Source organism: Flavobacterium sp. GNP001, assembly GCF_054343775.1.
This window is the reverse complement of record NZ_JBTGUX010000001.1, coordinates 1,495,887-1,507,646: the sequence shown is the minus strand read 5'-3', so window position 1 is coordinate 1,507,646 and position 11,760 is coordinate 1,495,887. Positions and strand designations below refer to the sequence as shown.

Genomic DNA, 11,760 nt, shown 5'->3' with positions numbered 1-11,760 from the left:
GATCAGTAGCTCTTCAGTAATCTACTAGGTTGTGATAAAATATAATATTGTGGGGATAATGTGGGGATATTTAGAAAATAAAAAACCCTAACTAATTGATAATCAATTGTTAGGGTTTTGTTTGTGCGGAGAAAGAGGGATTCGAACCCCCGGACCTGTTACAGTCAACAGTTTTCAAGACTGCCGCATTCGACCGCTCTGCCATTTCTCCAATGTATCGATTTCATTAACTGAATTCGATTGCAAATGTAAGGTTCTTTTTGGGTTATACAAGCCCTTTTTTAGAAAAAAATAGAGTCTTTTTTGGATTATATTTTAACCATTTCATTCTGTTGGTTTTACGATCAAAAAAAAAGAAATTATTTTTAGATATTTTATTAGTAACTCACGTATTCTGTTATTTCAAGGCCGTAGCCAATCATTCCAACGCGTTTTTCTTGAACTGAATTGGTCACTAATCGTATCTTTGAGATGTCAATATCATGCAAAATTTGTGCACCAATACCAAAATCTTTACTATCAATTACAATTTTTGGTGCTTTCATTTCACCTTTGGATTGTAAAATTTTTAAATCAGCCAAACGACTCAATAAATTAACCGATTGCATGTCTTGATTTACAAAAATAACAGCACCTTTTCCGTCCTCGTTAATTTTGCGGAACATATCGTCAAGTTGTTTATCTGCATTATTGGTTAGGGTACCTAATAAGTCATTATTCACTTGCGATGAGTTAATTCGAGTTAAAATTGGTTCACCCAAGTTCCATGTTCCTCTTGTTAATGCGATATGTATTTGCTTGTTGGTTGTTTGCTCGTAAGCACGCAATCTAAATGTACCAAAGCGAGTTTCTAAATTAAAATCCTCTTTCTTTACAATTAGACTATCATGTTGCATTCGATAAGCAACAAGGGCTTCAATTGAAACTAATTTTAAATCGAATTTCTTAGCTACAGCAACTAATTGCGGTAGGCGAGCCATAGTACCATCTTCGTTCATGATTTCTACAATCACACCGGCCGATTTAAAACCTGCTAGTCGAGCAAAATCAATAGCTGCCTCGGTATGACCAGTTCTACGTAAAACACCGCCTTGCTTGGCAATTAAAGGAAAAATATGTCCTGGTCTTGCTAAATCATGAGGTTTAGTTTCTGAATCAACTAACGCTTGAATGGTTTTGGCTCGGTCTGCAGCAGAGATTCCTGTAGTAACACCTTTTCCTCTTAAATCGACAGATACAGTAAAAGCAGTTTCCATTGGGTCAGTATTGTTACTCACCATAACATGCAAACCCAATTCCTTGCATCTGCTTTCTGTCAAGGGAGCACATATTAGTCCTCGACCATGTGTAGCCATAAAGTTGATCATTTCTGGAGTTACTTTTTCGGCTGCAGCCAAAAAATCACCTTCATTCTCGCGATCTTCATCATCCACTACAATGATTACTTTTCCTTGACGGATATCTTCTATTGCTTCTTCAATTGTATTTAGTTGTATTGTGTCTAGATCCATTTTGACATTTAGTTTTGTGAGGGTAGTATTTTTTTAATAAATTTTTGAAAAGGAACAAGTAAACTGTCCATGTTGATTAATCCTATGTCGTTCGTGGCGCGGTAAGTTAATAACACAGCAAGTGGCGTCAGTATAAAAGAGGATAGCCACGAACCAAGAAATGGAGTCATACCGTTTTCTTGCGCCAATCGTTTTCCGAAAGTATTGATAAAATGAAAGGTAATAAAAATTAAAACAGCAAAAACAATTGGTAATCCCAATCCTCCTTTACGAATTATAGCACCCAATGGAGCACCAATGAAGAACATCAAGAAACAGGCAAATACAATAACAAATTTATCATACAAAGCAATTAAGTGTTTGTTGATATTTTTCTGTTTGTTAAATAATTCTGTTTTAGAGGAATCGATAGAGTAGGCAGTACTTTTTAAATTGCTAACGGCTATATTTAAAATATCTTTTTGTTGTTTGTCTGTATATAAAGTCAAAACATCAAAAGGCAATTTATTTTTCTTAGAACGGATTGCAATTTTATTTTTTTGCGGATAATTTACTCTATTGTTGCTGCTTTTCGCGAAGGACACGATTTCAGTTTTTAAATTCTTATTCAGAGAATCTAAAGTATAATTCAATTCGTTGGCAGTTAGCATTGTGTTGGTGTTAGCCACCGACTCGTCATTGACATCAGATTTATAAAATTCAGATAAATCAATATTTATGATTTGCTTTTTAAAAGCACTTTTTATAAAAGGCATTTTGCTGCGATCCTCGTATTTTTTAGGAACAATATCTTCATAATAATGTCCGTCATTTAAAACCAACTGCAAAATACTCGATTCTTCACTGCTAATTAATTCACCGTCTTTGGCTTTGATAACAGTTTTGCTGCCATCACCAGTTTTTGATTTTTTGTGAATTGTAATTCCAGAAAGAATATTTCCTTCCTTACCGCTTTTTTTGTCGACTTTGATATTGTAAAAGCCTACATCGCTGAATTGTCCTTCGGCGATAGCAAGTGCTGGTTTTACTTGAGCAATATTTTTTCGAAAGTTTATAAACTTGTATTCAGCGTACGGAATTACATTATTTGCAAAGAAAAAGGCAACAATACTTAGCAGCGTAATAAAAACGGTTAAACTTCGCATGGCTCTTTGCAGTGAAATTCCAGAGGATTTCATAGCGGCAAACTCGTAGTTTTCGGCAAGATTACCAAAAGTCATGATTGATGCCAGTAATATCGATAAAGGTAATACCAATGGTACGATTCTAGGCATAGAAAAAGCCAGGAACTTGACGACCATAAATATGTCTAAATCTTTCCCGGCTAACTCTGATATGAATAACCAAACGGTTTGTAAAATGAAGATAAAAAATAGGATTACAAATACGGTTGTAAATGTAGTCAGAAATGTTTTTAATAAGTATTTGTCAAGAATTTTCACCTAATGCTTTAATCTAATTTGTTGATGTAGTAATTGGGATATTTGCTACCCACAAAGGTAAATTGATTTTTTGACAAAGGTTGGTTGGTTTTAAAAGAATTAACGGTTAATGTTGTTTTTGTTCCTTTTTTGCCAACTTCTATTAAATTGTAAATGTGTTTGGTTTGTACATCTATTCCTAAAAGGATTTCTTTTCGTTGATCTTTAGCATTTGTAGGAACTAATTTGATGTATTGAATTTTTCTACCTTTTACATTTTGAATTATATCCATCGTATACCTATACCCTGAATTAAAAAAAGTCAACATTTTAGATGGAGTAATAGCATTGTCATCTTTTTCATTGATGCTTGAAATGGTAATTTCTTCATCTTCAGGTACAATTGTATATGTTTTTTTTCCGTCAAAAATTTTTGTAACTCCCATAAAATTCAACACATATTGATTGCCTTTCATGGTCACATTGCCTTTACTGTCTTGGTTGATATTTTCTTTGGCATTGTTTAATGAATATTTAAAATCTATTCCGATATTATTATAACTTTTTACTTTGGCTGTCACTTGATCAAGTAGTTCCTTTGCTTTTTTATCTTGAGCTTGCGTTGAAAAACTAAATAATACACAAGCAAAGGCTAGTGTGCATTTTTTAGCTAATTTCTGAAAGTTGTTTCTTTTTGAGTCTTGAATGATAAGTTCCATGTTTTAATTGTTTTGTTCATTATTGAAAAATTGATCAAGAGCATGCATATCCATGATGTTTACACTACGCGCTTTACTTCCTTCAAAAGGACCTACAATACCCGCAGCTTCTAATTGATCAATCAATCGACCTGCTCGGTTGTAGCCTAGTTTAAGTTTTCTTTGCAATAGTGATGCCGAACCTTGTTGTGCATTAACAATAATTTCGGCAGCTTCTCTGAATAAGCTGTCTCTTTCAGAAATATCTACATCAAGATTAATGCCATTTTCCTCTCCAACAAATTCTGGTAATAAATAAGCTGTTGCATATGCTTTTTGTGCACCAATGAATTCTGTAATTTTTTCTACCTCTGGCGTATCGATAAAAGCACATTGTACACGTACCACATCGTTACCGTTCGTATAAAGTAAATCACCTCGACCAATTAATTGATCAGCACCTTGTGTGTCTAAAATAGTTCTAGAGTCAATTTTAGATGTTACTCTAAAAGCAATTCGGGCCGGGAAATTGGCCTTGATTAAACCGGTGATCACATTCACCGATGGTCGTTGTGTAGCAATTATCAAGTGAATCCCGATAGCTCTGGCCAATTGTGCCAATCTCGCTATAGGTACTTCGACCTCTTTTCCTGCGGTCATAATTAAATCGGCAAACTCATCAACTACCAATACAATGTAGGGTAAAAATCGGTGGCCATTTTCAGGATTTAATTTTCTTGATTTGAATTTTTCGTTGTACTCCTTGATATTTCGAACCATTGCATCTTTCAATAAAGAGTAACGATTGTCCATCTCCACGCAAAGTGAGTTCAAAGTATTCACTACTTTCGCATTGTCGGTGATAATGGCATCATCCATATCAGGTAACTTAGCTAAATAATGTCTTTCTATTTTATTAAAAAGTGTTAGTTCTACTTTTTTAGGATCTACTAAGACAAATTTCACCTCTGCGGGATGCTTTTTGTACAAAAGTGAAGTTAAAACCGCATTCAATCCTACCGATTTACCTTGACCAGTAGCACCCGCCATTAATAAGTGCGGCATTTTTGCTAAGTCAACTACAAATGTTTCGTTCGAAATGGTTTTTCCTAGTGCAATTGGCAGCTCCATTTCGGCCTCTTGAAATTTAGCACTACCAATAACGCTTTTCATAGAAACCATCGTTGGGTTTTTATTTGGAACCTCAATACCAATAGTGCCTTTTCCAGGAATTGGAGCAATGATACGAATTCCTAATGCTGAAAGTGAAAGGGCAATATCATCCTCTAAACTCTTAATTTTGGAGATGCGAATTCCAGCTTCAGGCACAATTTCGTATAAAGTTACCGATGGACCAACGGTAGCTTTTATTTGTGCAATTTCGATTTTGTAATTGCGTAAAGTATCTACAATACGATTTTTATTTTCTTCTAATTCTTCTTGATTAATGGTAATTCCGCCGCTTGAATATTCTTTTAAAATATCAATAGTTGGGAATTTGTAATTAGATAAATCCAAAGTAGGGTCAAATAATCCGAAGTCAGCCACTAGTCTAGAGGCAAGATTTTCTTCGATGATATCTTCCTCCGGAGCCGTTTCAATAACAAATGATTCTACTATTTCTGGTTCGACTTTAATACTAGGAGCAGGAGTAACCTCCATAGCTATAGGCTTATTAGCAGGTTTTACTGTTAAGTCAGACGATGCACTAATAGTTGGTTTAAGCGCTTCTTTGTTGATTTCAAATTGAGTACCATTAGTTTTTAAATGTATGGTATCAATTTCTTGCTCTTCTGGAGTTGCGTATTCTTCTAGGTTATAAGCGGCACTGTTTTCTTTGTCTTTCAATCCAATTGTTGGAGTTGCTTCTTCTTTTGCGGAAGCGGTAAAGAGAGATTGAATTTTTTCAGGTGAAATTTTAACTTTGAATATTACATAAATTATTAAACTGAAAATCAAGGTCAATAAAGTCCCAGTTTTTCCTAAATAATCTTGTAAAAACAAGTTGAGTTCGTAGCCAATTGTTCCACCTAATTCAGGTACCGAAGTGGCAAAAAATCCTAGCAAAACAGAGAGAATCACCATCATAAATAAATCCCAAAACCAAATATTTTTTAGTTTACGGCCGGGTATCCCAAGCACCATGTAAAGTCCCGTTAAAAAAAAGAGTCTAACAAACAAAAATGCTGCAATTCCAAATCCTTGAAATACTAGCAAATCTGCCAGAAATGCCCCAAATTTACCCAACCAGTTTTCTACGGTTTCTGAACGATCTGTTAATGCTTGAACAGCACTTTGATCTTGTTGCCCATGAAGGAAAAATGAAATAAAAGCGACTAGCAATGCAACCGAAAAAAGCACTAACAATGCTCCTAAAACAATTTTTTGTTGTTTAGAGATTACTATGCTTTTTGGAGAATCTACTTTATCTGCGTTTTTTTTGTTTGGGGGAGTCGTTTTGGTTGTTTTTGCCATTCGAGATTATAAAATTGCCTAAAAAATAAAAGGGATATAAATAACAAGACCAATAACAATTGCAGTTAGAGCGGCAAAAAATACCGCTCCTGCTGCAATGTCTTTTATGAATCCTATTTTTTGGTGAAAATTAGGGTGAATGAAATCTGCTATTTTTTCAACTGCGGTATTAAGTCCTTCTGTGCATAACACTAAGCCCAACGCCAATGTTTGAAAAAGCCATTCGGTTTTTGAAATTCCAAAATAAAACCCAGCAGCTGTAACCGCAACTCCAAGAGCGCATTGTACCATGATACTGTGTTCTGTTTTGATAAGTGTTACTGCGCCTTTAAAAGCAAACTGTACACTTTTTAATCGACCAGATAAAAATTTATTGTCTTTTTGAAATTCCATAGTGTTTATGATTACAATACTGCTAAAGCAGCCTCGTAATTTGGTTCATCAGCAATTTCAGCCACTTGCTCAGTGTGTGTAATCACGCCATTAGCATCAGTAACAATGATTACGCGAGAGTGTAAACCTGCTAAAGGTCCGTCAGTGATTTCTAAACCATTTTTTTTACCAAATTCACCTGAAGCAAAATCGGATAAATTCACTACATTTTCAAGCCCTTCAGCTCCACAAAAACGTTTTTGAGCAAAAGGTAAATCGCGAGAAACACAAAGAACTACTGTGTTATCAAGATTTGCAGCACTTTCGTTAAATTTTCTAACAGAAGCGGCACAAGTTCCTGTATCAATACTTGGGAAAATATTCAAAACTAATTTTTTACCTTCAAATGAAGTTAAACTGGCTACAGATAAATCAGTTGCAACTAATTTAAAATCAGATAATTTTGAACCAACTGCAGGTAGTTCACCTGAAGTGTTTATTGGATTTCCTCCTAATGTAATAGATGCCATAATTTTTGTTTTTTTGTGAGGTTCAAAAGTATGAAAATTATTTAAGATTTTGAACTTAGTATCGGCTTATAACTTTTGTTTTTAGTGATAATTTAATTTTAAATTTACGTGGAACGTCTTGGTTATTGGCAAAAAAAAACGCATCCTGAATTAGAATGCGTTTTTTTTGATCCAAAGATTTTTATTTATCGATTGATCCAAGAACTCGTTTCATAAACTGATTCAAAGCTTCTTTTTTATCAACACCAGATTTAACCAATTTGTTGACTTCAATCGCACCGTACATGTTTGAGATTAACTCGCCAATAACATCTAATTCTTCATCTTTTAACGAAGGAATTTCAGTCATAGCCTCAAGTACATCAATGGTTTCAATGATGTAGTCCTCATCATTCTCCTCGATAAATTGTGTTAAATGCTTTATTACGGGTAATTTCATTTTCTTTTTTTATTTAAACGTCTAAGTTTTTAATCAATATAAAGTTTAGAATTTTTCGCCTAAGCTTACAATTTTAAACAATGAACTAAAAAATTAAACAATTTCGTTTACCAACTCAACCAATACTTCTTGTTTGTTGGTTTGTGTTTCGTTTACCAATTTTCCATTTACAAAAGTAGCAAAAGTAGGCAAGTTGCTTACATTAGCTAATTTGCGTGATTCTGGGAAATTTTCAGCGTCTACTAATGCAAAGGTCATAGATTCGTTCTCGGTAGCCAATTTTTTGAATTTTGGTTTCATGATTCGGCAATTGCCACACCAAGAAGCTGAAAACTGTACTACCACTTTTTCTTCTTTCGAGATTAAATCTTGTAAACTATCAGAAGTTAATTCAATTAACATGGGATGTTTTTTTTAGGGTTGGAAGGAACAAAGGTTCAAAGGAGCAAGGCGTTTAAACTTGGTGAATTTGTGTGACAAATAAACTTAGTCGCTGCCGTCTTCTGAACCTTTGTAGCTTTATTTTATTAGTTTAAACTTAAGTATTCAGCAGTGCTTAAGCGGTCTGCGCTCATTGCTTCTTTACCAGCTTCCCAGTTTGCAGGACAAACTTCACCTTTTTCTTGAATGTGTGTGTAAGCATCAACCATTCGCAAGTACTCGTTTACGTTACGACCTAATGGCATATCGTTTACACTTTCGTGGAAAATTTTACCCGTTTCATCAATTAAATAAGTAGCTCTAAAAGTTACGTTAGATCCTTCGATGATAACAGAATCTGTCTCTTCACTATACTCAGTTGAGTCGATGTCAAGAATTCCTAAAATGTTAGATAAGTTACGGTTGGTATCAGCAAGAATTGGGTAAGTTACACCTTCAATTCCACCATTGTTTTTTGGAGTGTTCAACCAAGCAAAGTGTACTTCGTTTGTATCACAAGATGCTCCAATGATCATTGTATTTCTTTTTTCAAATTCTGGTAAAGCAGCTTGAAAAGCGTGTAATTCAGTTGGGCATACAAAAGTAAAATCTTTTGGGTACCAAAATAAAAGTACTTTTTTGTTGTTGTTTACTGCTTCTTCGAAAACGTTGATTTTTAAATTATCACCCATTTCAGAGATAGCATCTACTGCAATACTTGGAAATTTTTTACCTACTAATGACATTTTTATTGACTTTAAAGTTATTTTTTTGATTTTGCAAAAGTAGTTGTTCCTTATCTAAAATAAAATAGATGTTTCATTACATATTATTATACTTTAATAAGCTTTTCTTATGTGTTATCTCAAACAACTTAAGTCCTTGTTGTTAACTCAAAGGTACATGAACAGGTAGTGTTCCTTCTTTTAAAGTATCTGTCAATAAATGTTGCGCCGCAACTTCTTGAAACTCTTTAAAATCTTGATAAACCATCACCAAACTATTTGCTTGCGACAGACTTGGAATGACTTGTAAGGAGTAAGGATTCCCAAACACGTAGACCGTACATTTTTTAGTTTCTAAAAGCTTTTGTAGCATGTGCAACACTTCGTCATCTAACTCAAAATTATTTAGTGGCTTGGCTTTGGGAACAAACAAGGAAATTAAAACGGTATCAACGTTTTGTAATTGTTGTTCAAATTGTGATAAAAATGATGTATCGTCAAGTGTATAAGTAAATGTCGGACTTGATAATTCGCTTTCTAAACTCGTAAAAAATAAATTGTTACTTGGTCCGTATAAGCTTATTTTGGCAAATGTGTTCTTTCTATTAGCATTAACAAATTCAGCTTTGTTAGTTTTATTTATTAAAGTTGTAATGCTGTTTTGAGCAATTTTTTTATTAAGTCGTGAAGTGGTTTCCCAGTCAAAATTTGTTGTGCTTGAAAGCTTAAATTCGTTTTTGGTATCTAATAAACCTGATTTTTTCTTATACTTCAATATGCGATTGTAACTAGCGTCGATTCGTTCTGGAGTCGCGTTGGTTTTAATAAATTGAATTCCCTCAGCAATATTTTCTGCAAAACACAAAACATCATTTCCCGCCTGAAAAGCTTCCCATTCTAATTGCCCTTTCTCACTGTACAATTTTGAAACACTGTGCATGTTCAAGGCATCTGAAATAACTAATCCCTCAAAACCCATTTGAGTGCGTAACAATCCTTCAATAACTTTTTGAGATAAAGTTGCCGAAGTATTTTCGCCATCATTCAAAGCCGGCACCGCCAAATGGCCAATCATAATAGAATCAACATCGGCTGCAATTCCAGCAGCAAAAGGATGCAATTCATTATTCATTAATTCCTCTAGACTTTCTGTTAAAACAGGTAATCCAAGGTGTGAATCGACATTCGTATTGCCGTGTCCTGGAAAATGTTTCAAACAACCTAAAATACCTGCATCATTTAAACCTTGCAAATAAGCTAGCGCGAATTGAGCGACTTTTTCTTTGTCTTCACCAAAGGAACGGTAGCCAATCACTGGATTATCAGGATTATTATTGATATCAGCTAATGGTGCTAAATTGTAATGAATACCAACTTCTTTTAAATCAGTGCCAATTTGTCTTCCTACTTGATAAACCAAATCTATTTCACTCAAGGGCAAGGCACCTAGAGTAATTGCGTAAGGATATTGCGGTGTTTTTTCAACACGCATTGCTAAGCCCCATTCGGCATCAATACTAATAAGTAATGGAGTAGAGGCACACTTTTGATAGCGAATTATAAGCTCTTTCAAACGTTGGCAACTTTCATCATTTAAAATGACTTGTTTTTTAGACTCGTAATTGGTGGCAGCACTGGCTCTACTGTGAAAAAAAGTAAGTCCACCAATGTGATGCTCCCTAATTAATTGTTCCAAAGCTTGAATTTCACTTTCGCTGTCGTTAATGAATGCTGCCGGAAAGAAAAACTGTCCAATTTTTTGTTCTAAAGTCATTTTAAATGAGGAATAGTATTGTTGTAAAAGCAAAATGCGTTGGTTCTAAAAACGAATATCTTTTGAACTTGCTGCAGGCTTGCTGTTTTATCTTAATTAATTACTTCGATTGACGAAGATTCTCTGGAGTACTTTTTTTGCCAAAATCATTAGGATAAATCAAGAATCGTGACAAAATTAAACCCGGAATAGTAGCCACAAAAACCCAAATGAAGAAGTTTCCGTACCCTAAATATTCTTGTATGTAACCACTAACCATGCCTGGTAACATCATACCAAGAGCCATAAAACCAGTAGCAATAGAATAGTGGGAGGTTTTCGATTCGCCTTCGGCAACATAAATCAAGTACATCATGAAGGCAGCAAAACCAAAACCATAGCCAAATTGCTCTGCCACGACCGTTGCGTACACATACCAAATATCTGTAGGGTGATATTGCGCTAATAAAATAAATCCGATTATAGGTAAGTGCATGGTTAAAATCATGGGCAACATCCATTTTCCTAAACCATCTTTACTAATGACAATTCCACCTAAAATTCCTCCAATTGTGAGTGCAATTAAACCAAAAGTTCCATAAATAACGCCAACTTCTTGCGTACTTAGGCCTAAACCACCTTTTTCAAAAGGATCAATTAAAAATGGACTCAGCATTTTTAGTAATTGTGACTCTCCCAAACGGAACAATAAAATAAAAACGAGTACCAAACCTATTTGTTTCTTTTGAAAAAAACTTTTAAAAACGGTTCCAAAGCTTTTATTTGTAATGCTTTCAGCACTTAATGGTGCGGCCGTTGATTCTGTTTTTGGACTAACGAAAAAATTATAAATAGTGATGATAGCCATTAAAATTCCAACTAAAACCATTGTGTATGACCATGCTTTATTTTTGTCTCCAAATTCAATTTCAAGATAGCCAGCCAGCACAACAATTAATCCGTTTCCGGTAAGCATCGCAAGTCTGTAAAATGTACTTCTAATTCCTAAAAAAAAGGACTGTTGGTCTTTGCTTAGCGCCAACAAATAAAAACCATCACTCGCCACATCATTTGAGGCAGAAGCAAAAGCAGCTACCCAAAAAATCGCCAAAGTAACAAAGAAAAATTGCTGCAGCGGAAGCATAAAACCAACCAAAACAAAAGCAATTGAAATTAGTAATTGCATGCTTAAAAACCATTTTCGTTTAGTAGAATATAAGTCAATAAACGGACTCCATAATGGCTTGATCACCCATGGTAAGTATAGCAAACTGGTGTAAACACCAATAGCTTCATTGTCAATCCCTAAGTTTTTATACATGATAACCGATACCGAAATGATGATGGCATACGGTAATCCAGAAGCGAAATTTAAAATAGGTATCCAAAACCAAGGCGTGTTATCTGCTTTCATAG

General features: G+C 34.5%; 11 protein-coding genes and 1 tRNA gene. All 12 read right to left on the bottom strand.

Translation table 11 applies throughout. The features are described from left to right. Positions 1-126: 126 nt before the first annotated feature. Positions 127-211 (bottom strand) — tRNA-Ser (locus ACXX8U_RS06410). Positions 212-377: 166 nt separating this feature from the next. After that, the gene (ribB, locus tag ACXX8U_RS06405) at positions 378-1,511 is read right to left on the bottom strand and encodes a 3,4-dihydroxy-2-butanone-4-phosphate synthase (RefSeq protein WP_458565127.1); all 1,134 of its coding nucleotides are present in this window, start codon (positions 1,509-1,511) and stop codon (positions 378-380) included. Between the two features lie 8 nt (positions 1,512-1,519). After that, positions 1,520-2,953 (bottom strand): LptF/LptG family permease, encoded by a 1,434-nt coding sequence (locus ACXX8U_RS06400; RefSeq protein ID WP_458565126.1) that lies wholly within the window; start codon positions 2,951-2,953, stop codon positions 1,520-1,522. A gap of 8 nt (positions 2,954-2,961) precedes the next feature. Further along, positions 2,962-3,651, bottom strand: a complete 690-nt coding sequence (gene lolA1, locus ACXX8U_RS06395; protein WP_458565125.1) for an outer membrane lipoprotein periplasmic chaperone LolA1 — start codon at positions 3,649-3,651, stop codon at positions 2,962-2,964. Positions 3,652-3,654: 3 nt separating this feature from the next. Next, entirely contained in the window at positions 3,655-6,105 is a 2,451-nt protein-coding gene (locus ACXX8U_RS06390) for a DNA translocase FtsK (protein WP_458565124.1), read from the bottom strand. 18 nt (positions 6,106-6,123) lie between these two features. Beyond that, positions 6,124-6,498, bottom strand: a complete 375-nt coding sequence (locus ACXX8U_RS06385) for a diacylglycerol kinase family protein (RefSeq protein ID WP_458565123.1) — start codon at positions 6,496-6,498, stop codon at positions 6,124-6,126. Between the two features lie 11 nt (positions 6,499-6,509). Further along, on the bottom strand, positions 6,510-7,007 hold the full coding sequence (gene tpx, locus ACXX8U_RS06380; protein ID WP_458565122.1) for a thiol peroxidase: 498 nt from the start codon (positions 7,005-7,007) through the stop codon (positions 6,510-6,512). Positions 7,008-7,188: 181 nt separating this feature from the next. Next, positions 7,189-7,446 carry a DUF6952 family protein gene (locus ACXX8U_RS06375; RefSeq protein WP_166134272.1) on the bottom strand — a complete coding sequence of 86 codons (258 nt, stop codon included), beginning with the start codon at positions 7,444-7,446 and terminating at the stop codon, positions 7,189-7,191. A gap of 93 nt (positions 7,447-7,539) precedes the next feature. Further along, entirely contained in the window at positions 7,540-7,848 is a 309-nt protein-coding gene (locus ACXX8U_RS06370; RefSeq protein WP_458565121.1) for a thioredoxin family protein, read from the bottom strand. 125 nt (positions 7,849-7,973) lie between these two features. Further along, positions 7,974-8,612, bottom strand: coding sequence for a peroxiredoxin (locus ACXX8U_RS06365; RefSeq protein WP_458565120.1), 639 nt, complete (start codon positions 8,610-8,612; stop codon positions 7,974-7,976). Between the two features lie 142 nt (positions 8,613-8,754). Continuing rightward, complete coding sequence (locus ACXX8U_RS06360; RefSeq protein ID WP_458565119.1) at positions 8,755-10,365, bottom strand: glycoside hydrolase family 3 protein; 1,611 nt, start codon at positions 10,363-10,365, stop codon at positions 8,755-8,757. A 100-nt stretch (positions 10,366-10,465) separates the two neighbouring features. After that, on the bottom strand, positions 10,466-11,758 hold the full coding sequence (locus ACXX8U_RS06355; protein ID WP_458565118.1) for an MFS transporter: 1,293 nt from the start codon (positions 11,756-11,758) through the stop codon (positions 10,466-10,468). Positions 11,759-11,760 lie beyond the last annotated feature (2 nt).

What these genes read in the sequence shown, in the direction of transcription:
- ribB (WP_458565127.1), bottom strand. Translation starts at nt 1,511, where the DNA reads ATGGATCTAGACACAATACAACTAAATACAATTGAAGAAGCAATAGAA.
- lolA1 (WP_458565125.1), bottom strand. Translation starts at nt 3,651, where the DNA reads ATGGAACTTATCATTCAAGACTCAAAAAGAAACAACTTTCAGAAATTA.
- ACXX8U_RS06390 (WP_458565124.1), bottom strand. Translation starts at nt 6,105, where the DNA reads ATGGCAAAAACAACCAAAACGACTCCCCCAAACAAAAAAAACGCAGAT.
- ACXX8U_RS06385 (WP_458565123.1), bottom strand. Translation starts at nt 6,498, where the DNA reads ATGGAATTTCAAAAAGACAATAAATTTTTATCTGGTCGATTAAAAAGT.
- tpx (WP_458565122.1), bottom strand. Translation starts at nt 7,007, where the DNA reads ATGGCATCTATTACATTAGGAGGAAATCCAATAAACACTTCAGGTGAA.
- ACXX8U_RS06375 (WP_166134272.1), bottom strand. Translation starts at nt 7,446, where the DNA reads ATGAAATTACCCGTAATAAAGCATTTAACACAATTTATCGAGGAGAAT.
- ACXX8U_RS06370 (WP_458565121.1), bottom strand. Translation starts at nt 7,848, where the DNA reads ATGTTAATTGAATTAACTTCTGATAGTTTACAAGATTTAATCTCGAAA.
- ACXX8U_RS06365 (WP_458565120.1), bottom strand. Translation starts at nt 8,612, where the DNA reads ATGTCATTAGTAGGTAAAAAATTTCCAAGTATTGCAGTAGATGCTATC.
- ACXX8U_RS06360 (WP_458565119.1), bottom strand. Translation starts at nt 10,365, where the DNA reads ATGACTTTAGAACAAAAAATTGGACAGTTTTTCTTTCCGGCAGCATTC.
- ACXX8U_RS06355 (WP_458565118.1), bottom strand. Translation starts at nt 11,758, where the DNA reads ATGAAAGCAGATAACACGCCTTGGTTTTGGATACCTATTTTAAATTTC.